Consider the following 24,010-nt stretch of genomic DNA (forward strand, 5'->3'; position numbering starts at 1 on the left):
ACTTACGTTAATCGAATCCTCCGCGGGCGAACGCCCGGCACGTATTCGACACCCGGAATGGTTCCCTTGTTGACACCTTGAGCGATGGCGCCGGCGCTGATCTCATTGGCCTCGTAGTCGGTGCTTTCGTAAGCCGCGACCTCGGAAATTCGAAACTCAGTGCCGGGCGGGAAGCGCCCAAGGACCTGAAGCACGTGTGAAGCGACGGCTCCGTTGGAACGGCGATAACCGCCAATGCCTCTTACCTGCTGTACACGTGTCTCGACGCGGGGCGACATGGCCGAAGCGGCTGGCATCGCCGACGGCGAGTCTAGGGCCGGATCATAGGCGTCGCCTACGCTGAATGCGTCATCTTCGTCCTCAGGTAGCTCGGATTCCACGGTCGGAAACTCAGCCACAGGTGCTGTACTTGTGGCGGAGGGTATTTCTAGGAGCCGATTCAACACATTGGCGAGTTCAGATTGCCGGACGGAAATAAATTCTGGGAATCGATCGATCGACCACAATTCTCTATTCGTTGGAACTTGTTGCTCTTCGAGCCGTTCTTCCGGAATGGTAGGAAGATAGGTCGCAGGATCTTTCGCTGCAATAGACCGGTTTGACGAGCCGAACACGAATGCTAAGTTGCCGATACAGTTCGTCATGTCGGAACCGTAGATTTGCAGTACTTTTGCTTTCGGGAAAACGTGGTGATACTCGATTCTCGACCCCGATGTCATGGGGGCGGAAATCAGCGTTTGATTGTTGATCCAGTCCTTCGCGGAACGCTTAAGAGCCGCGATGTAGAGCAGGTTGAACCAGGCGGAGCTCATCTTCTTGCTCGAAAGCTCTTCGGGCTCGATGGGGGTGCCTATCGGGCGTGCGCCTGATGCGCGCCGCACTAGATCCGTCAGCGCGTCGCCGGCGTCGCCTACGTTAGCAGTGGCGGTCCGCAGCGCCTTCGCGTCGGCGTCGAGCTTGCCTTCCACCTGGTTCGAGTAGTAACTGAAAGCCATAGCGGTGTAGACCCACCGTTTCAAGTGTGCGGTTTCGTTAGGGCTGAGCCGACTGCGTTTTAGGAACAGTAGATAGGCAGGTATCACTACGACATTGGGACTCGTCAAGACCGCCGAGCGTGGGATGCTGCACTCACCTCTGAGAAAGTCGATTGCGTAGCTGAGGGCTGTTTCTGTTTGAGACCAGCAGCGCTTGAGGTCGTCGCCGGTAACGGACTTGTTAATGAGCTTGATGGAGTGCGCACCGGTGCCAGCCAGGAGGCCGGTCAGTCGAAGGACTGCCTCGCGGTCAAGTGCAAAATTCTGGCGATCGAGCTCATCGCTAAACTGATCAATAACTTCCACGCCCTCGGGCCATCGCGCGGCAATGGCGCTCAGCACCAGATCGCCTTTAGCGAGCCTGCGACCGCCCTGATTGACGCGTGTGAAGATCTCAGCGACTTCTTCGTAGTCGTCCGAGTTCACCGTGATGACGGGGACCAGTTTGTCGCGAATGCGGTGAACGTTGCGTACCCGTTCGTAAAACATGTCATAGTTCGGGTCGGTGTTATCGACGCCAGCAGCAGCGAGTAGCTGTCCGAATTGAGGTGCCTCGCCGATAAGTTGGGACACTCGTAGCAGCCGCGGGTTTCTGCGCTGTGTTGCACTGGCGTTCAAGAACTCCTCGGAGTCCACATCGAAGCGGACGTCGAGGTGAGTGCCAATTGTGCGGTCAGGCGCTATGACGGCTGCGAGAGACGTGAGCCGTTGCTGACCGTCTAGAAGCACCGACGGGTGCAATTGATCTTGCTGATTCTGTACGACAGATGCGGCTTTGAGGGGAATATCGAGCGTGGTTCGCCAGACCAGTAGTGAGCCGACGGGATAGTCCTTGTAGAGAGAGTCAAGCAGGAACGGTACCTGAGACTTCTTCCATACGTATCCGCGCTGGATTGATGGGATTACGATCCGGCCGTCGAGAAGATGCCGTACCTGAGTAATCAAGCTTTCAGTTCCCAGACCCATGCCTTTTCGTCCAATCCCAGGGCCGAGCGCCATTTCGGCGCGTCGGGCAGGTGCAAATTGTAACTGATTCCATGCACACGGCGTCGGCTTCTATACATTCGTTCACGGTTTCTCGATGTCCGTTAGCCCTTGACTAGCTGCATCAGTTGAGCGTAATCAGTGACGATATCGTAGGCGACCTCCTTTGCGCTGTTGGTATTCAGAGACTTGAAGAACTTGCGAGCGCATTCAATCTTGGCGTTCTCGACGCCCTTGAGCTGAAGGCTTGACAGCGAGCCCTTGGTCTCCGCCACGAAGTAGACGTGCTTGATGTTGCCTTCGTTGAACGTAATCGCCCAGTCAGGGTTGTAGTCACCGACCGGGGTCGGGATGAAGAAGCCTCGAGGGAGTTTCGCGTAGACAGCTACCTCGCTGCTCGTGTCGATCTCGGTAACGAAGTCACGTTCGATCTTTGAGTCGGTGACGACGTAGTCGTAGATGTGCTTGTTCAGCTTGTCGCCGGCCTGCGTGAAGTCCTGCTTGGTCTGATTCTCGGTGAAGATCGCCGCGTCGAATCGGTCTTCCAGTGTGTCGTAGGTCAGGTGCTCGACGATCACAGTTGCCTTCTGCTCGTTGACGAGCCGGGCGGTTTCGGTGATGAAATGTTCCGGGTTGAGCCGGAACTTCGCGAATGTAGCCGGCGTGATCCCGCCCAGGATGGCGGCAGCGGTACGTCGGGTTAGTTGGGTTTTCTCAGTGATCTCGCCGAGTAAGTCGTACTTCACTTGTGAGCCCGCCGTGGCCGTCTCGGTGTGAGTCCGTGTCCGCGTTTGGTCGAATCCCGCTGTGTTGGTGAGATCCTCGGCGTCGAAGGAGTCCTTCTGCTGCCCGGCCTGAACAACGTACTGCATCGCGGCCACGTTGAGGTGGGTGTCGAGCGCCTGAATGCACTTGCGGACCAGCTCGTTCGAGTCGAACTCGACCTGGTAGACCGCCTTGTGGTTGATTCGATCCCAGAGTGCCTGGAACTCCTTCTTCGCGAAATTGGCCTCGTTGAGCGGGATCTTCTTCGGCTTGCGTCCGTCCTCCCCGATCACCTTCACATCCAGATACAGGGCATCCACGAGCGGCCACACGGAATCGATGACCGGCCGCAGCACCTCCGAAGTGGGGGCGGCGAGGGTGCCGGTTTCCTTGGCCTGCTTGTACGTCTCGGAGACCGTGTCGTCGTCGTTGAGGTAGTCGTTCTTGATCAGGTACTTGTACAGTGCCTGCGCGAGCGCCTCCTCTACGACGGATTCGCCGCTGGAAGTTTGGATGGTCTTGCCGGTAAAGAACTTCACGCTCGCCTTGCGTGGGCGTGCGGCCAACGAGTCTGCGATCTCTTTCTGCAGGCCAGCGACGAAGTCGGTGTAGGACTCGTCGGTGACGACGGTCAGTTCGTTGATGTCGTGCACGACGACCGGGTTGTCCATTCGCTCGCCGTGCTGGTCGACCGCCAGGCGCAAACCTCGTCCGATCTCCTGACGGCGAGAGACCGTGTTGTCGCTCTTCTTGAGCATTCCCATAACAAACACGTTGGGGTTGTCCCAGCCCTCGCGCAAGGCGGAGTGCGAGAAGATAAATCGTACCGGTTCCTCGAACGACAGCAGGCGTTCCTTGTCCTTGAGGATCAGATCGTAGGCGTCGGTGTCGGTGGACTGTCCCTTGTCGTCACCCCGGCCGCTGACCTTTCCGTCGACCTGCCGCTTGGTCTTCTTGTCGATGGAGAAGTAGCCCTCGTGCACCCGTCCGACCTCGTCGCGGAGCAGGTACTCCTGATGCGCGGCGGCCGAGTCGTCGAGCGCGAGCTCGCCGAGCACCTCGTCGCGGATCGCGACGTACTCTTCCTCGAACCAGCGGGCGTAGTCGCCAAGGGTGTCCTCGCGGGCGTAGTCGCGATACTTCGCGACCTCGTCGATGAAGAACAGTGAGAGCACCTTGATTCCACGACTGAACAGTTCACGTTCCTTGTCCAGGTGGGCTCGGATGACTTCCCGTATCTGGATGCGCCGCTTGGTTTCCTCGGTCACATCACGGTCGGCAAGTTGCCCCGCGATGACCACGTCGCCGTTGCTCAGTTCGATCACGTCGCGGTTGGCGTCGATGTCGGTGACGAATAGGCCCTTGTACGCCTCGATACCGTTGGACAGGTCGTGCAGGTTCGCGCCGACGTCGAGCCGTTTGACTTGGCGCTTTATGTTGGTCTTGGTCTGGACCTCGATCTCGACTCGGGCTCGTGGTTTGGCGCCCTTGGCAATTTCGATCGCATCGACGTACAGGTACGCGGCCGAGCCGGCGAGCCCCTTTACGGTGATACCGCGGACGGCGATCTTTTTTACTAGCTTCTGGTTGTAGGCGTCGAGGGCGTCGAGGCGATGCACCTTGGTGTGCTCAACCTTGTGTGTGGCCGAATAGCGCAGCACCATCAGCGCATTGAACTCGGCCAGCGATGTGAGTGACCTGTCCGCTCCGATCTTCTGCGGTTCGTCGATGACCACGATCGGCCGGTTGGCCTTGATCACGTCGATCGGTCGGCGGGACTGGAAATCGTCGAGTACGTCGTAGATCCGCCGGTTGTCCTTACCGGACGAGTTGAAGGCCTGAATGTTGATGATCATCACCTGCACCCCAGCGTCGGAGCTGAACCGCTCAAGCTCGTGCAGTTGCGACGAGTTGTAGATGAACGAGCGAGGCTTCGTTCCGTAAATCTGCTGGAAGTGCTCGGTGGTCACGTCGAAAGACTTCTTCACGCCTTCACGGATCGCTACGGACGGCACGACGATGATGAACTTCGACCAGCCATAGCGCTTGTTCATTTCCATGATCGTCTTGATGTAGACGTAAGTCTTACCCGTGCCTGTCTCCATCTCGACGTCGAGATTCGGCGCCCCCGGTGCCGCCTTGCTGTCCACCAACTTCGCCGCCAGCGGCAAATTCCGGGAACGCTGCACCCTGTGGGTGTTCTCGAGCAGTTGGGCATCGGTGAGTGCGATCTCTGCATTCCGCAGCCCGGAGTCCGGGGTTTCGCTCGTTTCGAATAGTCCCGGGTTGGCGACCGACTTCACGTTGCCGGGATCGATCCGGTACGAGATGCCGTCGTGCTTGGGCTGACCCGCGAACACCTCGACCACCGAATCGACCGCGTCGGTCTGGAACTGCTGAACCTTGAATTGGATCTTCATCGGTCAGATCGCCTTCACGACGGTGGTCGGCGAGACCTCGCGGAAGATCTGCTCTGCGTTGATGCGGGCATCGTCAGCGAAGCTGGAGTCACGGAACACGGCGCGCAAGGGTTCACGCTCAGCGATGGTGCGCACCAACTCGGGTTTGACCGTCGAGTCGAAGCACGCGATCAGGGCGCCATCCTCGACTGTAACGATCTCCTGACCGTCGATCTGTTCGACAGCGATTTCCATTGTGAGTTCGAGGCCCCAGTCGAGCATAACTTGGAACAACAGATCCTCGCCTGAACGGTCCATCTTCACACTGGTCTCAAGCTCCGCCATGGTGAGCTGGTCGGTCGCATCAGGCGACCGGAGCACATCGGCCATGTTGGTGGAATCGACATGGAGGCTCCTGAAGCCGATATCCAAGCCTGTCTCACCAATGCCTGAACTCTCGGCGACGCTCGCACCAGCTCGCCGAATGCGTTCTCTAGACAACTCGGCGATCGTAGAATACCCGGCATCCGCAGCGGTGGAATTTTGGTCGGTGTGCTCATCCAGCTGCACCATGACGAACTGTCGCCGCCCTCCATCTTCAAGGTTGGCCATCATCACTGCGTGAGCCATTGATGAGCTGCCTGCGAAGAAATCGAGGATAGTGCACTCCGGGCCGGTGGCAATCTCGAGAAGACGCTTCATCAACTTGGGCGATTTGGGGAAGTCCATTACAGCACCCCCGAAGAGATCCTTGACTGCCTTTCGTCCGTAGTCGTTGGTGAACTCTCCATCCAGCCAAACGGATTTCACCAGTGTTTTAGAAACTTCGCCATTGACATCGTACAAATAGTCTTTCCGGAAGATTCGCCACTCCGCACCCGTCAATTCAGCGGTCAGCAGTGCGTTGTCACGTAGAACCCTCTCACGCCCCCAAGTCCAACATGTTTGTGTCCCATCTGGCGCATCTGGGAGCACTTCGACATGGAACTCGCCAGTCCGTTCCGTTGACACTCGCCCTGTCGAAGGCTCGACAAAGAGGGGAAAATAGAGATTGGGCCTCGTCTGGGGGTTGAATGCCTGATTTCGGTTGCGCAGACCGAGGAGACGAAACGGACCGCCATCGTCGGAACGCTGGTATTCATCCGCCATCCTCCCAGCTTTCGCGATCCCCTTGATCGACTCAGCAGCAGAGTTGCGTACGAAGATCATGAGAGACTCATGAGTCTTGGCCACAAATCGATCCAAGTGACGGCCTCGTGGGTTGACTTGCACGGCAACCTGAGCAACGAAGTTGCGTGTACCGAATATCTCGTCGCCGATCTTGCGCAGGTTCGCACTTTCGTTGTCATCGATCGAGATGACTAGGACACCATCGTCAGTAAGTAGGTTTCGCGCGAGCTTAAGCCTCGGGTAAAGCATGCTCAGCCAGTCGGAATGAAACCGGCCATTCGATTCAGGATTCGCGACGAGGCTTGCTCCGCTCTCGTCGGTCTGTCCTGATCTCAGGAGGTACTCGTCCTTCGTCTCTGCGAAGTCGTCGTTGTATACAAAGTCGTTGCCGGTGTTATACGGCGGATCGATGTATATCAGCTTGACCTTGCCGAGGTATGACTCCTGCAACAACTTCAACGCCTCGAGGTTGTCGCCCTCTATGAAGAGGTTCTTTGTGGTGTCGAAGTCGACGGACTCTTCCCGCACGGGTCGAAGGGTTTTCGCGATGGGGGCGTTCGCCGCGAACGCGGCAGCGCGTTTTCCAGGCCAATCGAGCCGATAACGTTCCTGCGGCCCCTCGACAACATGGTCGGACAGTTCCTGGCGGAGCAGGTCGAAGTCAATGGCCTTCCGAGGGCTGCCGTCGGCGCCGAGAGTTTCAGTGACGACGCTCGGGAACAACTCCGCGATCTTGTCGATGTTGGTGTCGGTCAGGTCGGGTGACGTCATGCGCAGCTTGTCCACGGGTTTGCTCTGCCTACCTTTCGACCAACACGGTCAGTTCTGCTTGCTTCGTCTTCAATGCGCGCCGCAATTGGACCTTGCGGTTGAATTGACGTTCAGCGCCGAGTTTGCGTTCCAGTGCGGCAATTTCGCGTTCGAGCTTGCGTACTGTATGCAGTCTTGCAGCGACCTCTGACACGTCTTCGCCCGGACGTGCATCCACTGGCGTGAGCGGATCGAGTAGTGCGGTGTAGAGGGCGGGCAGGGTGATCGAGGCCGGAAGGGGTCGTCGTTCGGTCCGAGCCGGTTGCCAGCCTGTGCTGTAGTAGTTGCCGATTTTCGGTGCGCCGGAGGTCAATTGCTTGTGCGCTGCCACCATCCGGGTTACCTGTGTCTCACCGCTGCCGCGGTTAATCTCGAAGATGATCGGGAACGGGATCGCCCTGTCGATCGCGGTCAACACTGATTCGGTGACGTCATTGCTCTTCGCGTCGATCTCGAAGATCTGAATCTCGGGGACCGTGGTGTTGCCGGCGAGGTTGACGGTGCTCTCGGCAAGTTTGTAGGCCCAGGTGATGCGCTGCACGTCGGCGACAAACTTGTCGCGTACCGCAGCAGTGACGGTGCCGTGGCGATAGAACTTCTCTTTCGGTACTCGTCGGTCGAATCTCGCGGCTGTGGGCCACCGGTAGAGCATGTCCACATGCGGATCACTCATTGGCGGACAGCCCTTTGTCGGTGTCGACGACCGCGATGAACGCGATCAGCTCAAAGTCATCGAGCCCGGCGATGGCCTGGGTGAGGGCGGTGGTGTGACCGCCGGTGAACAGGCTGTCGATGTCGCGTTCCTCGGTTACATCGATCATCGAATGGATCGCGTCGGTGAGCAGCTGCGAGTACCGGCCCATGTCGGCGCCCTCGCCGGTGGCTGCGTTGAAGATTCGGACGACGTCAGAGACTGGCTGGTCGTACGGGCGGCAGCCGGCACGGATCAGGTCGAGTAGGTGTTTGGCCTCGGTGTGATCGGCGATGACGGTGCCGTCGTCGCCGAGGTAGACCAGGTAGTGCGGGTGAAGACGGTTACCTCGGTTGCCGCTCTGGCCGGTGATTTGGGACTCGTCGGTGTTTACGTTTCGCAGCGCGAAAATGACCCCCGGCACTAGGCCTTGTGTGGGCTGCGCAGGAACAACTGCGTGTAGGCCTTTCGGTGCGGTGGCGAGGTCTCCGTACTCCTTGAGGTACCCAAGAAGGTCCATGCGGAAGTCGTTGAGCCCGAGATCCGTAATGGACACCCCGGTTCGTACGTCTTCCAGCTCGATTACCTCGTCTTGGAGCTTCCGTAGCTGTTCTTTACGGAACGCTGCGTCACCGTCTTCCAATGTGAGGACGTTGTCGTCGGCGGTACCCGCCAGGTCCGCGATGACCATTCGGTTCTCTACGCGCTCTTTGAGATTGATGTACTCATCGAGAGAAATATCGGGCCAGAAGTTCACCAGTTGGATGACCGTGTTGGTCGATCCAATGCGGTCGATGCGGCCGAATCGCTGGACAATCCTGACGGGGTTCCAGTGGATGTCGTAGTTGATTAAGTAGTCGCAGTCCTGGAGGTTCTGCCCTTCGCTGATGACATCGGTGCCGATGAGCACCTCGATCTCTCGAGTCTCCTTGGGCATGGTGAGGTGACGCTGCTTCGACCGGGGGGAGAACATTGACATGACCTGCTGGAAGTCGAAGCCAGTGCCCAGCGTCGTCTTCGCGCCGTGGCTGCCGCCAGTGATCACTGCGGAGTCCATCCCCGCCGCGGATATGGCAGGCGCTAATTCGCGATACAAGTAGTTTGCGGTGTCGGCAAACGCCGAGAAGATCAAGACCTTTCGGTTGCCTGAGTTGATTGGATGGGTGGCCTTTTCTTCAACGAGCTGCTTGAGCGCCCCGAGTTTGAGATCTCGATCGGGCGTGACCTTGCGCATCTCGTCGAGCAGTTCTCGGAGGGTCTCACGATCGTTCCATAGGTCCCGGCGCCAGGACTCGGTGTCTACGTCGTTGAGATCGATCTTGATCTTCTCTCCGAATGACAGCGCCTCGAGGTTGGCATCGTCTTCGTCGTCTACATCGAGATCGAGGTTGGACAGACTGCTGTCGATTTGGGTCGAGGAAGCCTGATGGGCGTCGATCATGGTCAAGGTCTGGTCAATAGAGGTCTCGATCTTTCCTAGGGTGAGTCGAAAAGCGTCCACTGAGCTCTCCAGGCGCTTAAGGAGATTGACCGTCATCAGCTTCTTCAGGCCTTGCTCGCGTCCGCTCTGACCGAGGTTCGACCGAGCGTTGCCAGCGGTGACGTTATAGAGGTCCTCATACTTGCTAAGACGACTTGGAAAGACGTACGCCAGTGGGGTATAGACCGCTAGAGTGAGCACCTGGAGCTGCTCGAAGATCTCGTTGAAGCTGGCGATGTCAGGCAGGTCCGTGAGAGGCTTATGGATGGACCTCGGTGGAAGGCGTTGTGGAAACGCTCCAATTGCGGTCGTGTCGTAGAACGCTTGTATGTGCTTGCGGGACCTAGCAATCGTAACTGCGTCGAGCAATTCAAAGAAATCGAAGTCAAGCATCTGGAGGATGCGATCCGTGGTGCGATCCACCGGATCGAGTTTCGACCACTCATTGAACACGGTCTGCGCATCTTTGAAGATTTTTTCGACAGTGGTCGAGAGGTTCAGGTGGCGAGAAAGGTTTTTCGACTCGCCTTCGTACGCGAGCTGCAGCTGATTTCGGAGGTCGTTGAAGCGGTTGTTTACCGGGGTAGCTGACAGCATCAGCACTTTAGTCTTCACGCCTTCGCGAATGACCTGACGCATTAACCGTTGATAGCGGGACTCCTTCTCAACGGCGTAGTCCGCGTTGCGGAAGTTGTGGGATTCGTCGATGACGACGAGGTCATAGTTGCCCCAGTTAACTCGATCTAGCCGGAGTCCGAGTGACTCACCGCGTGTACGGGAGAGGTCGGTGTGGGCGAGCACATCGTAATTGAAGCGGTCACTAGCAAAGATGTTGGTCGTCAGGTTGGCGTTATAGTTGGTCCAGTTCTCGGAGAGCTTCTTGGGGCATAGTACGAGTACCGATTTGTTGCGGAGCTCGTAGTACTTGATGACTGCCAGAGCGGTGAAGGTTTTACCGAGACCGACGCTGTCGGCCAAGATGCATCCATTGTAGGTTTCGAGCTTGTTGATAATCCCGGTCGCTGCGTCGCGCTGGAAGTTGTAGAGACTGTTCCAAACCTTGGTGTCCTGGTATCCAGTCCGGTCATTCGGGAGCACGTCCTCGTTGATGTCGTCGAGAAACTCAGCGAAGAGGTTGTACAAGATGAGGAAATAGATCCGCGCTGGGGAGTTCTCCGAGTAGACGCTTGCGATGTGGTCGTGGACGGCATCGGTGACTTCGTCGACCTGATCGGGGTTGTTCCAGATCTGATCGAACAATTGGACGTACTGCGTCGTCATGGGTGCATCGTCGATGCGGTGCACCATATTTGAGACTGCGTTTCCGCGCTCATAGCCGAGGTCGGCTGTCGTGAGACCCTGCAGCGGCATGTAGGCGGCCTGATCGTCAACTACCGCGAACTGCTGCATGGGGTTCCCGGTGGCATTGGATCGGAACCTGACTCTCTGTCGTACCCACTCCGCGCACTCCCGCGCGATCGCGCGCTGGGTGAGCTTGTTGCGCAGCCTAATCTCGAACTCTGAGCTGAAAAGGCTTGACTCCGCGCCGTTGGCAGGAATAAAGAACTGACGCCGCTCTTTTCGGAGCTTGTCTGTGGCTTCGCCGGTGACGAACGATGGCGACGTAAAGATGAACTGCAGCTCCGCAACCTGCTCGAGCTCCTTGCGCAGTGCCTCAAATGCAAAGATCGAGAAGGTGGCCGCAGCAATTCGGACTCGCGAGCCGGGTGTGATTGTCGACTTTAGGTCGTCGCCGAGCAGTTCGTTGACGTTATCGATGATGCGCATAGGTCAGCTCCCGGACTCTCGCCGCGTTGCGTCGGCACCGCCGCTTCGCACCCAGCCGTCGACCTCGCTGGCTTGGAACTTCCATAGGCGGCCGACCCGGTGAGCGGGCATGCCCTTATCGGCAATCCATGCGTAGACCGTTTCCTTTGTGACACCCAGGTGGGCGGCGATCGCGTCGGCCGATAGCCAGGGTTCAGCAGGCAACGGACGTCTCTCCTCGGTCCCGAGGCGCCCAATTGCGAGCGTCCACTAGTGTCACGCGCACGAGGGTACGCTAATGGACCGGGTTTGACGCGGTCTAGAGGGAATTGAGCGGGTCTGTGGGGCCGATGCTTCGAATCCGAGTCATCCTTGTCCCGTCCAAGGGACGGACGGTTGTCCTACCTGCCGTGCACTATGTCCGTATGTGCTCCGCGCTCGACGGTTTAACAGCCGCCGCAGTTCGTGCCAAAACCGCCTCGGCGCTGCGACAGGTCACGATCACTGTGCCCAACCACCACGCCGGCAGAGATGTCCTGTATTACTTCGCGCGGGCCCAATCGGCCGCCAATGTGACAGTTTCGGCGCTTCCGCAGACCGTTTCCAGGCTAGCCGTCCCGATGCTTGCGCCTCGCCAACCACTTCCTTACCCACTCCTCGAAGCCGCCATCCAACGCGTCCTCGCCGAAGCCCCTGGCGCCTTTGCCGACGTCGCCGACGAGCCGATCACCGCACAAGCCCTCGCGAGCGCGGCCTGGGAACTCACCGCCATCGCCGAGCCGACGATGGACTCGCCGACGCCTCTGGTCGCCGACCTGCTCCGCATCTACCGTGCAGCCACCGACCGGCTCACCGGCTCGTACTACCTCCAGCACGAGGCCTACACGGCCGCCGCCGAACGTCTCAACGAGCTCGGCGCGATTATCGTCTACCAGCCCGTTGCCAACACGCGCGCGGAACAATCGCTCCTCCGCGAGCTTCAACAATGCGGCGAAACCATCGAACCGGCCGTTGACGTGACGCCGACGCAGATCATCCACACTTCGGACGCCGACGACGAGGTCCGAGCCGTCGTCCGACTCGTCCGCAAGCACCTCGCCAACGGCGTCCCCGGCCACCGCATCGGCATCTTCTACGGCAGCGACGACCCCTACCTGCCGCTACTCCACGAACATCTCACCGCCGGCCACATCGCGTTCGCCGGGCCCGAATGCCACGCCCTCGTCGACCGCCCCACCGCCCGCGCGCTACTCGGGCTGTTGGAACTCGACCACGACACGATTCCGCGACGCGAACTCTTCACACTCCTCGCAGCGCGCATCCTCGACGCCGTCACGGTGCGCCTCACCGCTCACCGGGGCATGCACGGAGACTCAGGCGCAGGCGTCACCATCGGACCGATCGCCGCGGGCATCGGCCGCGACCTCGACGTCAGCATCGTCATCGGCGCCGCCGAAGGCATCATCCCCACACCCCGCCGCGACGACCCACTCCTGCCGCCCGAACTAACCGGCTTCACCGCCCGCGACCACATGGACCGCCAACGCCTCGCCTTCGCCAGCGCTGTCAGCGCCGGCCGTGCCGAACGGGTCGTTACCTTTCCCCGCGGCAATCTGCGTGGTGGCGCCGAGAAGGTGCCGTCGCGCTGGCTTATCCCCGCGATGGCTCAGCTCGCCGGCCGCGACGTCAACGTCGTCGATTGGCAACGCGAGACAGAGAACTGCCAAGCAATCGTTGCGGTCGAATCGTTCGACGTCGCCGCCCAACGCGCCGACGACCGCATCGGCGCATCCGCCGCCTCCGACACGGAATGGCGGCTCCGCGAACTCGCGTCCGTGCCCGCCAACCGACGCCGCGGCACCCTCAACGACCCAATCATCAACCGGGGCATGGCAATGCGCAGCGACCGCCTCAACGGCCGCTTCACCCGCTTCAACGGCAACCTGTCGACAGTGAAGGATCTGATCACCACCTTCGACCACCCGGTGTCACCGACCGGGCTCGAACTCTGGGTGCAAAGCCCCTACCAGTACTTCCTCGAACACATTCTGCGCCTGCGCGCCCTCGCCGACCCCGACGAGACCGCCCAGATCGACGCCCTCACCCGCGGCACCCTCATCCACACCATCCTCGAGCGCTACGTCCTCGCCACCATCGACGGCGCCGAACTCGACGTCGGCCGCCTGCACCTCGTCGCCCAGGAAGTGCTCGACGAAGCACAGGCCGACAGTCCCGGCTGGCTCGAACAACTCTGGGCCAAAGACCGCGGCACCATCGTGCGCGACCTCGACGACTGGTTCGGCCACGACCACACCGACCACGCCGGCGGCTGGCGCCCCACCCACGCCGAACAGAACTTCGGCACCGGAACCGATCCCGAGGTCACCCTGACGCTCGGCGACCACAGCATCCGCTTCCGCGGACAGATCGACCGCATCGACCGACACAGCGGCGGCCGCATCCGCGTCACCGACTACAAGACCGGCAAGAGCGACAAGTACCGAGATCTCACCAACCTCACGCCGACCAACTCCGGACTGCAATTCCAGCTCCCCGTCTACGGGCTATTCGCGCGCACCCTCGGCGACGACGTCGAAGCCCGCTACTGGTTCGTCACCAGCAAAGGGAAGTTCGCCTCCATCGGCTACCCGATCACCGACGACGTCATCGCCACCCTCACCGACGACATGGACCTTGTCCACCGATCCATCCGCGCCGGCCACTTCCCACCCAAGATCGAAGACACCCACTGGGAACTGCCCGTCATCGACCTCCTCGGCCGCGCCGGACTGCGCCGCGCCTGGGCCGCCCTCGAAGGCGTCAACGAGATCGCCGACTACGTACGGAAGTACGGAGGCTGACATGACCACCGAACCCCTCGCCGACCAAGCAGCCCGCAACCGCATCACCACCGACACCGCCGCCACCCTGTTCGTCGAAGCAGGCGCCGGCAGCGGCAAAACCCACTCGCTCGTCGGCCGCATCTGCCAACTCGTGCTGCGCGACGGCATCGACCTCGACCGGATCGCTGCCATCACCTTCACCGAGAAGGCGGCCGCCGAACTGCGCGAACGCGTCCGCGTCGAACTCGCCCAGAACGACACCGAACGTGCGCACGCCGCGCTCGAACAGATCGACACCGCCGCCATCGGCACCCTGCATGCCTTCGCCGCCCGCATCATCAGCGAACATCCCCTCGAAGCCGGGGTACCTCCGCGCATCGCCGTCGTCGACGCGATGGGCTCGCAGCTGTCGTTCGAACGACGATGGCGCCGCATGCGCACCCGACTGTTCACCGACGCCGCACCACCCATGCTGGTCGACGCCATGGGCATCATCATGGCTGCCGGCGCCTCACTCGATCAGATGCGTGGACTCGCGGACGCGCTCGACCGCAACTGGGACCGCCTCACCCTCGACGACAACCCACAAGGCATCGCCCCCGCCGACATCGACCGCATCCTGCGCGAAGCCGACACCATCACCGAGAGGATCGACGACTGCCTCGACCTCGACGACAAGCTCGCGCAGCAGCTCGACAAGGTCCGCGAATGGCGCATCCTCGTTGCAGCAGAACGGGATGCGACCGGCTGGATTCCCATGGCGGCGCTGTGTCCAGGGCCCGGCAACGGTGGTGCTGGCAAGAACTGGCGGGGTGGCTCGGCACAGGTCAAGGAGATCAAAGAGTCCATCAAGGCGTTGCGCGACGAGATCTGTCCCGACGTCGTCGGCGCCTACATCGACGGCGCCGTTCGTGTGGTGGTGCACCATCTGTCTGAGATCGTCCTCGACGAAGCTTGCGAACGACAACGAAGCGGACAGCTCGAGTTCCACGACCTCCTCGTGCTCGCCCGCGACGTGCTCGGCGATCCCGAGGTCGCCGCGGCAGCGCACGACCGCTATCAGCGAGTGTTGCTCGACGAGTTCCAAGACACGGACCCGCTGCAGCTTGAGCTGGCTCAGCGCATCGTCGCTGGCCGTGACGAAGCGGGTCGACTGTTCACCGTCGGCGATCCGAAGCAGTCCATCTACCGTTTCCGCCGCGCGGACATCGCCGCCTACATGGCTGCCCGTGACCGCACCCCGGCCGCCGACGTCGTGCAACTGACCACCAACTTTCGCTCCACCCGACCGGTCATCGACTGGATCAACACCGTCTTCGGCCGGCTCATCGTCGCGGATGGCCACGTCCAGCCGTCCTACACGCCGCTGCATCCCGCGCCCGGCAGGCCGCGGTGGCCCCTCGATTGGGGTCCGCACCCCTTCGTGTTCCCTGACAACGACGAACCCGTCGACGACGAGGACTCCCTCTCACCCGCCGAAGCCATCCGAGCACGCGAATCCCGCGATGTCGCGCGGATCATCGCCACCGCCGTCGAAAAGCGTTGGCATAGAGAGTCACTCGATGATGGCAAGACTTACCGGCACGACGCACTGCGATGGAAAGACATCTGCATCCTCATCCCGTCGCGCACAGTTCTGCCGTTCCTTGAGAAGGGTCTCGACGCCGCCGGTATCGAGTTCCGTTCGGAAGCATCGAGTCTCGTGTACTCGACGCAAGAGGTGCACGACCTGTTGGTGACCTGCCGGGCGTTGGCGAATACCGCCGATGAAGCCGCGCTCGTTGCCGCCCTGCGTACCCCGCTGTTCGGCTGCGGTGACGATGATCTGCTGCGCTGGAAAGCTGCGGACGGGCGATGGAGCATCTACGCGACGCCGCCTACGGATGAGCTGGCTGACTCGCCTGTGGCGGCCGCATACGCGTACCTTCGGGAGCTGTCGTTCGATCTCGGCGATCTGAATCCTGGTGCGTTGCTGAGTCGCCTAGCCACCGACCGCCGGGTCTTCGAGGTGTCAATGGACTCGCCCCGTCACCGCGACGTGTGGCGGCGGCTGCGGTTCGTCATCGATCAGGCCCGCGCGTGGTACGCCGAAGACCGTGGATCGTTGCGTGACTATATCGACTGGGCCGACACCCAAGCCGACGAGAACGCGCGCGTTGCCGAGACCGTTCTCCCGGAGATCGGCGTCGATGCCGTGCGCATCATGACCATTCACGCCGCCAAGGGCCTGCAGTTCCCGATGGTGGTGGTTGCTGGGATGAGCGGGGGCTTCCGCACGCAGCCCGAACCGTTGCTGTGGGATGACGAGGGCACGTTGCAGGCGTGCGTGTCGAAGGCGGTGGCGTCGAAGGGCTACAAGCCGGCGGCTGCCGCGGAGAAGGACCACGCTGAGGCCGAGAAGAAGCGGCTGCTCTACGTGGCGTGCACCCGCGCCGAGAGTCATCTCGCGGTGTCCGGGTACGTCGGCAAAGGTGCCTCGTGGGGTGCGACGCTGGCGCCTGCGATCGACGGTCTGCCGAACTCGGGGCCGGAGCTCATCGAGCCTGTACGGCGTGATGACGAGCCCATCGAGCAGTTCGAGCGTCAGTCGTGGGACGAGTGGTCGGCGGAGACGGCCACGATCGAGGTGACCTCGGCGTTGCGGGCGTCGTACTCGGCGACGCGCATCGTGCACGGTGAGGACAGTGCAGAGGTTGCTCTGCTGGAAGGCTATCGCGGTGCTGGTCTTCTCACTGTGCCTGCAGAAGAACGGGTTTCGCCAGCCACGGCGATTGCGGACAGCGGTACATCTCTGGGTACGGCGCTGCACGCGGTGCTCGAGGTGATAGAGCTGGGCGCACCGCTCGACGAAGCTTTTGAGACCACCGCTCGCCATGCGGCGTCCGTGGCCGGCATCGTCGACGTCGAGCACTTCGTCGCGTTAGCGCGATCGGCGCTGGAGTCCGAACCTGTCCAGCGAGCCGCCGTACGTGAGCACTGGAAAGAGATGCAGCTGGCAGGTCTCGGACCGGACGGAACAACGGTCGTCGAGGGCATTGCAGACCTTGTGTACCGGGACGACGATGGCGGGCTTGTGATCGCGGACTACAAAACCGACGTCGGCGTCAGTGCACATACGCTCGAGGCCTACTGGGCGCAGTTGGCCATCTATGCGGACTTGCTGCGAAATGCGACGGGGGAGAGGGTGACTCGGTTGGAGTTGGTGTTCTGTCGGGTGGGGCCGGCGACGGTAGTGGCGAGGAGCATGCACGGGTGACGGCGCAGGAAGAGTTCGGTTCCGAGAGATCCTCAGCCCACCCGGGCCAAGTACGTGGCGGCATCGAGACGACAGTTGCTGCCAATCGCGCCTGGGAGATCGAAGACCTTCGGGTTCTCGCGGAAATCGAACACGCGATAGAGATGGTACGTAGGAGCGTCCTCCTCAGAACGTGCAAGCTCGTTGCGCGTGACGTAGAAGGGCGTGTAGCGGCCGAAGGCGGTTGTTTTGACTTCTATGAGCCGCTCGCGGCCGTCGTCATCGAAGGACAGTACGTCGTACCCGAGTCCGTCACCCAGAGTTTGAGACACGTGCTCGACGCGTTCGCTGAGCGACTTCTTGCCGGCTTCGTACAGACGCCGCACTTCGAGGTCGACTACGAGAGTCTCCCCGGCCAACCCTAGCGAGCGATTGCGTGATTCTTGGGCAAGGAAATCGCGGCGCATAGGACTGAAAATTCCGTGTTCAGCCACCGCCGACTCCCGTCCTTCGCTGTGCTCGGGAGCGGGCACCCAGATCTTCTGATCGAAGACGAAGTCAGTGGGTGTCGCTGGCCGTTGAACGGCTGCCTGCGCAGCATCCTGAACGGCACTGTTTGAACTTAACTGTTCCTCGAGTACCTCGATGAGGAGTCGTTGGTAGTTGGAACGTGGCTTGTACCCCTGCACCAGCGGATAGCCAAGTTCGGTCATTACCGCGCTGATGTTGCAGTGCTTGAACTCGACGGCAGTCCGGCTGCGCTGGTTAAGCTTTTCCGCCAGGGCAACCGATCGAGCTCGCTTATTGAAATTCTGGCCATTGAGCTGCAACGTAAGCATGTGGAGGTACTCCGCCACACATAGCTCTACCTCTCTGCGGGACCAATCCTTCTCACCGGCCACGAAACCTCCAGGCTGTCGCTCTTCGGCACCGAATTATGCTGCGGGCAGGTCCCCGACACCCGGTCCAGTCGGTGCTAGCGGGTTTGTCTGGTGTTCGGTGTAAGGGGCGTGCATTCGAATACTCCTTCGATCAGCGTTCTTCGGCGGCCGGCGGCCGGCGGCCGGTCAGTGGACGGCAACTCGAATCGCACCGTTTTCCAGAGCCGGCCAGAAAGCCCTGGCTACTCACCATATTGGGTAGGCCAGCCAGGCGAGGATCTTTTGAGTGCTCGTGGTGGTGACATCTCCGGGCATTCTTTGCTTGGTACAGGTTTATTCGGATCGCCGTCCGCCCAGGTGCGCTGGATGCTTGATACGTACCAGTCGCCGAACACATCTGAGTTCGGTGAAGCATTGGGTCCTCGCTGGTTGTCTGGCGGCGACTCGCCAGTGCGCTGGTAGTCGATGACCCTCACTCCCGGACCGGTCATATCTGCTCCGTCGGTCACCGAGGGTAGAGGCGATCCTTGCGCCCGTTCTGTATACCAAAAACATACACGCGCGTTCACGGCGTCTCCTGCGCGATTTTCGATGCGCGAAATAGCAGTCCAATAGTCATACTCATATCGCTTGAGTAGGCCGCCTCCTGTTTCATAGAGACGGCGTGCATCAGGGTCCCTCATCGAAGTGCTGAATCCTGGAAAGGCTTCAGCTTCATCGCCAGTGAGTGCAGAGATTACATCAGCCTCGAACGTTGCTCTGATGAAGGTTGCGTCCGACGTCGTCAGGGCTTCACCTCCTTCGGACGTCCAATCAACATGGACGTTTGCGATCGGCGACCAATTTTCGCGACTGGCAGTTATCGACGAATCCTCATCTTCACTCGAAGCATCGGACGCGGTCCCGCAAGCCGTTGTGCCGGCTACTATCGCCATTAACGTTGCGATCAAAACGGTGGAAGTCATCATGGGAGGTCTAGCGTGGCTGGTTCGCGTCACTCGGGCTAGGCTGCTCACTCCGGTCAATGATTGATCCACCCCCTTTCTCGCTATAGGCATAGTTGAAGCCGTCACTGGGTCCGAACACAACACAGAATTCTTCGAGTAGTTGCGACGGGCTCTCAAACTCCGCTGGCGGCGCTCCACCCCGGTCGGGAACTTCCTGGCTCGGTCAGGTCGCCCAAATCTCCGCAGATTAGACGTGGGTCTGGCCGGTCTGGAGCGTCGCTAGCCCACACCCGCTGGATCTCGGTGACCTTCCAGTCACCGAATACGTTTGCGCCGGGGACTGTCGCGTCTCCGCGCTGACCCTCGGGAGGTGCCACCTCGCCGCGCTCGAAGAACACCTTCATCACTCCTGGGTTTGCCTCGGTCCCTTTTGGCGGATCACTCGCGGAAATCATCGGTGGGAATTCACCGTCGGCAAAGGCATTTCGCCCAGCCGAGCACACCAGTGCAACTGCAGTACGCCCTGCTGTCTCGTCGATACCGGCAATTTTCGCCCGGTAGTCGATGGTATGATTCCTCGACGGACTCCCGCTACTCTCATACCGGGAAATCGTGTCGGGGTCAGCCAGCGCGTCAGCGTAGCCAGGGAACGCCGCTGCCAAGGAGCCCTCGACCGTTGCGATTGCATCAGACTCGAATACCGCGCGCAAAAAGGTTGCTTCTGATGTAGCGAGAGATTCGGCACCCTCTGACCATCTGACACGCATCTGCAGATTTTCGTATGCTGGCGTGCTGGTCTCAGGGGAAACAGAGGCGTCGTCATTGGCCAACTGGTTCGACGTACCACCACCGCAACCGACGAGTAGCAGCGCACTACATATACCCAAACCAGTGAGCGGCAGCAGTCGCCCAGCATTAGCGCGGCGCAGCATCAACACTCCCCGGATCATTCTGTCCATTGCGATCGATACGTGATCCTCCGACCTCTCCCGAGTAGTTGTCGGTGTATGCCTCGGCGGCGTCCCCCAGAGTAGTGTTGTCGAAGAATGTGTGAAACCTAGACTGGTTCGCTGAAATTGTTTTCCAATCAGGGCGGCCACTTTCGTCAAAGAAGTCGATGGGGCCGTATCCGTCGCCATTCCACGAACGATCGACGATTTCGGGATTATTCTCCGCAAAAGGCGCCAGCATTTGATACTTACGCGCGGTGCCGTCCGTCAAATCGGAGTGGCTATCGCGATAGCTGTCAATCTGATCCTCCCATACAGGCCGGTTACCTGGGTCTCCTGGAGGCAGTCCGAGTTCCTCGCTCTTGATGGCCGGGCCAGCAAGGGTCGCAGCATCCGCCAGGCCCGGAATCCCTGAACCTTGAAGCAGCCCCAGTACGCCATCGATCTGGTCACTTCTACGTGCGTAGTCGACCGTCTGCTGCCATTCCTCGTTCTGTTTCAGGGTTGCCTCGGCATCGCCGATGCCATCCTCCATCCCGCGGTTGAGAAAGCCAGCCGTAACACCTAGTCCGGACCGGTCCGGTTGCTCACCAAACTCATAGGCCATATAGCTTTCCCAGGTTGAGGAACTGTGTACGACCATGTCACCAGCTGTCTGATCCGTTGCGAGTAGCCCCGCAAACTTCGCAAAGTCTTCGGTTGAACTCATTTCCGACGCATGGTGGTTAACGAGCATTTGATCCGGTGCATCGACAAAGTTGCCGATAAACGGAGACGCGCTTCGCGCGATGCTCTGCGCTAGCTCGGGATTGAGTTGGCCAAAGGACGAATACTTATCATCGCCAACCGAGATGTGTGCGAGGCTATCATGGTTCTTAACCATGAGGTCCGCGAGCGCCGACATCGATCGGCCCGCCGCCTCCCCCTCATACCCGGGTGCACCGGCAGAGTCACCCATCCAACCCAAGACCGACTTCGCACCCAGCTCATCTGATTCCCACTTTGTGTCCAAGAGATTGACGACGTGCGTGTCGGCGTTGTAGTGATTTCCTGGTGTAACCGTGACATCCATGTTGTCGCCGGTGAGAAAGTCAGCAACAGCTTGATGGTCCCCCGAGGCGTTGTGGAACATCGCATCGACGGTCTGGCGGAGTTCGCCGCTGTCGATCCGGTGGTCATAGGTTCCGTAGTAGGCGTCGGATCCACGGGGGCTGAGGTTGCCGCTGATCTCACTCGCCTGCTTCAGGAGCCCTCGGTCGACGTCCGCTCCGAGTCGAAAGCCCTGGTCACCATGGCTCAGTATCGTGTTGAGCGTTCGGAAGTCATTCAACCGCGGCACATCGGTGAAAGTCTGAATTGTGGGCCCCACAACCGCTGTGTCCAAGCGAGTGGGACTGTCCTGCAAGAGAGTTCGGACGCTGATGGGCAGCTGCCCCATACCGCCTTTCTCGCCTGACGCGGTTTTAAGGTTGGGAATGGACATCAACCGAATTGCGTCACCCAGTTGTCCGGGGGCGTGCTTTTCGATGTCTCCCATTTCTTCCAAGCCGACCCCGTCGAGGCCCTTCATCACCGATTGCAGGTAATCGAACTGACCTTGGGACATATACGCCGGGCGCCCTTCCCGCAGCGCTTCGAGCTGGTCCGGGGTCAACTGCGTGGCCGCAAACAATCGAGCCCGTTGCTCCGGAGTTGCAGTGGCCGTCCGCAGCGCCTGCAAGTCCGAGGTACCCTGCCTGCCGAGCAGGCCTGCCGCCACAGGTGCCGTCGAACCGATTTCGTCGTTCGCCTCACGCACTGCTTGCGCGCACGCGGCGTCTGCCGCATCAAGCTCCTGTGCGAGACGGGTCAGCCGAACTGTTGCGTTCTGCGCCTCTTCAGCCCGCTGACGCTTCAGCTCCGCGATTCGTGCTTCCTCAGCCGGATCACCGGCTGCGAAAGCCTCCGCGAGGCCGTACTCATATCCGTCAGTCACGGCCCAGTCGTTACTGACTTCGTAGCTCGCCGCCTCCAGATTCCGAGTCGATGATTTCAGGTTCTCGACCATCGGCGCCATCGCCGCCTGCCCGCCGGCCAAGGCTGCTTTGAGCGCATCCACTGCACTGCTGACCCGGTGCATCTGCGTCTTTTCGCTGTCAGCGCGTCCCGTGGCGTCTACCCGGGACTGACCTTTCCAGTCGAGTCCATGAATCGTTCGATGCAAGTCGTCGGCCGCTCGGCTGATGCCGTCACTCACCGGTTTCAAGGCGTTAGCAGCGGCTCCCAGTTCGCTGAGATCTGCATGTTCGACGATTGAACGAGTCTTCTGGGTCACCAGTCACGCCTCGGGCTGACGGTTGAGGTCACCGAGCGATGTCAACAGCCCAGCAGCTATCTCATCTGACACAACAAACGCGTGTGCTCCTGCACGAAGTGCCCCGGCAAACTGCTCACATCTGCCCGAGATCGTGGACACCGCCTGCCCCACGGCCACGGCGGACCCTTCGACCGCGGTCGCGACCTCGAAGCCCGCTAATGGGCCAGTAGGGGCGGGCGTGCCGTGCGAACCCCAATTCAGACCGGACACCGACTCGCCGAAGCCGGCAATCGTTGCCCCCGCCGCTTCCAGCTCGGCTGGTTCCAGTACGACGTCAGAGTTTGGTGTAGTCATGATGCCCCCGCCAGTCATTGCTCAGTGTGATTCGCGATGCCAGTACTAGGACGCGCCAACCCGGCGATCGGTTCCAGGGATTTGCCGAAATCAGGGCTCCCCCGAGCGGGCTACCAAGCATCCGTATGCTTCGCGATAATGCTTGTGACGTCCAACTCGTGGCCTTTTTTGGTGATCCGGTCCGATTCAAACGCGATCGCATCATCTCGTCTGGGCCAGCGCCGCGAAGGCCTCAACCTGTCCGCCGCAATTGCTGACCGACTTGCCGATGGTGGCGTCCGCGCCGTCCGCGACGGCTTTGATCGGTGATGAGCAGTTGGGGGTATCCGGGATCGCGGTCCCCAGAGACGACATCTTGGTTGTCAGCTCAAGGCCGCGGATCTCGCTAGCGAGCCCGTCGACCTTGGTCGCCGCGCCTTCTACGGCACCGGTATCCATACTGAACTTCGTCATCTACACCCCCGACGGCCACGGAACTGACAAATACCTGAGCCGACGTGGATAATACCAACTGCCGCCGTCGGGCTCACCGTCTGTAGGACGCACCGGCGTCGAGCTAGGTTCCATCGAACTTCACGCGCACGGTGGTGGGACGAATTTTGTGTTTCAAACCCGACGCGAAGGGGTGCGGCTGGTAGCCGGCATTGCCTGTTCCTACGACCGAAGTGTCTGCCGCTGAGTTGCACGTTCACCACGTGACTCCACGAGACCACAAATCGTCGGCCTGGCGTCGTGCGTCGGCACGCGCCGTGGCCAGCGTCGGATGAAACGCATGCGTCTCGTTGCCACGGAGGTTGAGCGGTAGGTCCAGTGTGCTGATCAGCTCGTCTTCGATCATCCAAGGTTCTTCGTGCTCGATCCAGGAAACGCGTGCGTGCTCGGAGATCCACTCGTTCAGAACCAGTTCGCCGGGCCCGAAATGTCTCTTTCCCGCCGTTCCGGCCCGCCGTAGTTGCAGCCCGAGCTCGTTGCTGAGAAGACAACCGAGAGATAAGCGAAGCGTCGATGTCGCCGCGCGTCCCCGGCAATGGTTGACTATCCGTCGTCGGATGGTTTGGCCGCTCGGCGGTTTCCCATTCCTGGGTGGTCGACTCGGGCTGATCCCGACGTACAGCAGGGTCCACCCGTCGCGGTTCTCACAGCCGGCAGGGTTGATGGCTGCCGACGGCGCGCGATCGAACCACCACCCGTAGACACCAGGTTGTTTGGGGACCGGGCACACCTTGGCGAGTACCTCGGTTCTGCTGAACACCGGAGCATGCAAAAAGTCGCTTAGCGTCGCAGCCGCCTCGGCGTGGTCCATTTGCCGAGACTACGGTGCGCAGTCGCAGCTCAGGGGCCACAGTCACCATGGAGCTGGCCGGGTGGACCGTTCATTCGTTTGGCGGAACCTTGCCGCGACCG

The 24,010-nt window shown here is 60.5% G+C and carries 14 protein-coding genes; 2 read left to right on the top strand and 12 right to left on the bottom strand.

Going from position 1 to position 24,010, the window contains the following annotated elements; genetic code table 11:
• Positions 1-2: 2 nt before the first annotated feature.
• From L1892_RS01070 to L1892_RS01095, 6 genes are all read right to left on the bottom strand, one after another.
• Positions 3-2,000, bottom strand: a complete 1,998-nt coding sequence (locus tag L1892_RS01070; RefSeq protein ID WP_235721595.1) for a GmrSD restriction endonuclease domain-containing protein — start codon at positions 1,998-2,000, stop codon at positions 3-5.
• Between the two features lie 122 nt (positions 2,001-2,122).
• Positions 2,123-5,203 carry a type III restriction-modification system endonuclease gene (locus L1892_RS01075; protein WP_235721596.1) on the bottom strand — a complete coding sequence of 1,027 codons (3,081 nt, stop codon included), beginning with the start codon at positions 5,201-5,203 and terminating at the stop codon, positions 2,123-2,125.
• A gap of 3 nt (positions 5,204-5,206) precedes the next feature.
• Positions 5,207-7,138, bottom strand: coding sequence for a site-specific DNA-methyltransferase (locus tag L1892_RS01080; protein WP_235721597.1), 1,932 nt, complete (start codon positions 7,136-7,138; stop codon positions 5,207-5,209).
• Between the two features lie 13 nt (positions 7,139-7,151).
• Entirely contained in the window at positions 7,152-7,835 is a 684-nt protein-coding gene (locus L1892_RS01085; protein ID WP_235721598.1) for a DUF4391 domain-containing protein, read from the bottom strand.
• Positions 7,828-11,121 carry a helicase-related protein gene (locus L1892_RS01090; RefSeq protein WP_235721599.1) on the bottom strand — a complete coding sequence of 1,098 codons (3,294 nt, stop codon included), beginning with the start codon at positions 11,119-11,121 and terminating at the stop codon, positions 7,828-7,830. Before L1892_RS01090 ends, L1892_RS01085 begins: the two co-directional genes overlap by 8 nt.
• 3 nt (positions 11,122-11,124) lie before the next feature.
• Positions 11,125-11,325 (bottom strand): helix-turn-helix domain-containing protein, encoded by a 201-nt coding sequence (locus tag L1892_RS01095; RefSeq protein WP_235721600.1) that lies wholly within the window; start codon positions 11,323-11,325, stop codon positions 11,125-11,127.
• Between the two features lie 395 nt (positions 11,326-11,720).
• On the opposite strand from L1892_RS01095, the gene L1892_RS01100 reads away from it, so the two are divergent.
• On the top strand, positions 11,721-13,961 hold the full coding sequence (locus tag L1892_RS01100) for a PD-(D/E)XK nuclease family protein (protein WP_235721601.1): 2,241 nt from the start codon (positions 11,721-11,723) through the stop codon (positions 13,959-13,961).
• 1 nt (position 13,962) lies between these two features.
• Positions 13,963-17,199 carry a UvrD-helicase domain-containing protein gene (locus tag L1892_RS01105; RefSeq protein ID WP_235721602.1) on the top strand — a complete coding sequence of 1,079 codons (3,237 nt, stop codon included), beginning with the start codon at positions 13,963-13,965 and terminating at the stop codon, positions 17,197-17,199.
• Between the two features lie 32 nt (positions 17,200-17,231).
• Here the strand turns inward: L1892_RS01105 and L1892_RS24825 are convergent, their stop codons facing one another.
• The 6 genes from L1892_RS24825 to L1892_RS24990 all read right to left on the bottom strand — a co-directional run bounded on the left by L1892_RS24825 (position 17,232) and on the right by L1892_RS24990 (position 23,909).
• Entirely contained in the window at positions 17,232-18,080 is an 849-nt protein-coding gene (locus tag L1892_RS24825; RefSeq protein ID WP_235721603.1) for a protein NO VEIN domain-containing protein, read from the bottom strand.
• 221 nt (positions 18,081-18,301) lie between these two features.
• Entirely contained in the window at positions 18,302-19,027 is a 726-nt protein-coding gene (locus tag L1892_RS01115; protein WP_235721604.1) for a hypothetical protein, read from the bottom strand.
• Between the two features lie 152 nt (positions 19,028-19,179).
• Entirely contained in the window at positions 19,180-19,944 is a 765-nt protein-coding gene (locus L1892_RS01120; RefSeq protein ID WP_235721605.1) for a hypothetical protein, read from the bottom strand.
• The gene (locus L1892_RS01125) at positions 19,922-22,270 is read right to left on the bottom strand and encodes a TPR repeat domain-containing protein (RefSeq protein WP_235721606.1); all 2,349 of its coding nucleotides are present in this window, start codon (positions 22,268-22,270) and stop codon (positions 19,922-19,924) included. Before L1892_RS01125 ends, L1892_RS01120 begins: the two co-directional genes overlap by 23 nt.
• 537 nt (positions 22,271-22,807) lie before the next feature.
• On the bottom strand, positions 22,808-23,059 hold the full coding sequence (locus L1892_RS01130; protein ID WP_235721607.1) for a hypothetical protein: 252 nt from the start codon (positions 23,057-23,059) through the stop codon (positions 22,808-22,810).
• A 235-nt stretch (positions 23,060-23,294) separates the two neighbouring features.
• On the bottom strand, positions 23,295-23,909 hold the full coding sequence (locus L1892_RS24990) for a GIY-YIG nuclease family protein (protein WP_372474932.1): 615 nt from the start codon (positions 23,907-23,909) through the stop codon (positions 23,295-23,297).
• Positions 23,910-24,010: the final 101 nt, after the last annotated feature.

The sequence above is a fragment of the Gordonia tangerina genome (genome assembly GCF_021556435.1).
Taxonomy (GTDB): domain Bacteria; phylum Actinomycetota; class Actinomycetes; order Mycobacteriales; family Mycobacteriaceae; genus Gordonia; species Gordonia tangerina.

What these genes read in the sequence shown, in the direction of transcription:
- L1892_RS01070 (WP_235721595.1), bottom strand. Translation starts at nt 2,000, where the DNA reads ATGGGTCTGGGAACTGAAAGCTTGATTACTCAGGTACGGCATCTTCTC.
- L1892_RS01075 (WP_235721596.1), bottom strand. Translation starts at nt 5,203, where the DNA reads ATGAAGATCCAATTCAAGGTTCAGCAGTTCCAGACCGACGCGGTCGAT.
- L1892_RS01085 (WP_235721598.1), bottom strand. Translation starts at nt 7,835, where the DNA reads ATGAGTGATCCGCATGTGGACATGCTCTACCGGTGGCCCACAGCCGCG.
- L1892_RS01090 (WP_235721599.1), bottom strand. Translation starts at nt 11,121, where the DNA reads ATGCGCATCATCGATAACGTCAACGAACTGCTCGGCGACGACCTAAAG.
- L1892_RS01100 (WP_235721601.1), top strand. Translation starts at nt 11,721, where the DNA reads ATGCTTGCGCCTCGCCAACCACTTCCTTACCCACTCCTCGAAGCCGCC.
- L1892_RS01105 (WP_235721602.1), top strand. Translation starts at nt 13,963, where the DNA reads ATGACCACCGAACCCCTCGCCGACCAAGCAGCCCGCAACCGCATCACC.
- L1892_RS01115 (WP_235721604.1), bottom strand. Translation starts at nt 19,027, where the DNA reads ATGATGACTTCCACCGTTTTGATCGCAACGTTAATGGCGATAGTAGCC.
- L1892_RS01130 (WP_235721607.1), bottom strand. Translation starts at nt 23,059, where the DNA reads ATGACGAAGTTCAGTATGGATACCGGTGCCGTAGAAGGCGCGGCGACC.
- L1892_RS24990 (WP_372474932.1), bottom strand. Translation starts at nt 23,909, where the DNA reads ATGGACCACGCCGAGGCGGCTGCGACGCTAAGCGACTTTTTGCATGCT.